We start from the raw sequence: 620 nt of genomic DNA on the forward strand, positions 1-620 counted from the left end.
ACGCGGGCGTGCCGCTGATCGAAGTCACCCACGGCGACGGCCTGGGCGGCAGCTCGGTCAACTACGGCTTCCCGGCCCACAGCGACGAGGACTACCTCGGCGCGGTGATTCCGCTGATGAAGCGGGCGAAAGTCTCGGCGCTGCTGCTGCCGGGCATCGGCACCGTCGACCATCTGAAGATGGCCCACGAACTCGGGGTCAGCACGATCCGCGTCGCCACCCACTGCACCGAGGCCGACGTCTCCGAGCAGCATATCGGCATGGCCCGCAAGCTCGGCCTGGACACCGTCGGCTTCCTGATGATGGCGCACATGAACAGCCCCGAAGGGCTGGTGCAGCAGGCGAAGCTGATGGAAGGCTACGGCGCCAACTGCATCTACATCACCGACTCGGCCGGGCACCTGCTGCCCGACACGGTGAAGTCGCGCCTGTCCGCGGTCAGGGATGCCCTGAAGCCCGAGACCGAACTGGGCTTCCACGGCCACCACAACCTGGCCATGGGCGTGGCCAACAGCCTGGCGGCGCTCGAAGCGGGCGCCACCCGCATCGACGCGGCCGCGGCCGGGCTGGGCGCGGGGGCGGGCAACACGCCGATGGAAGTGTTCATCGCGGTGTGCGAG

General features: G+C 69.0%; 1 protein-coding gene. It reads left to right on the top strand.

Features of this window, described 5'->3' with window-relative positions; all coding sequences use genetic code 11:
• A partial coding sequence (gene dmpG, locus TBU01S_RS22780) for a 4-hydroxy-2-oxovalerate aldolase (protein WP_083953814.1) occupies nucleotides 1-620 on the top strand: 620 nt, incomplete at both ends.

The sequence above is a fragment of the Thauera butanivorans NBRC 103042 genome (assembly GCF_001591165.1).
Classification (GTDB): Bacteria; Pseudomonadota; Gammaproteobacteria; order Burkholderiales; family Rhodocyclaceae; genus Thauera; species Thauera butanivorans.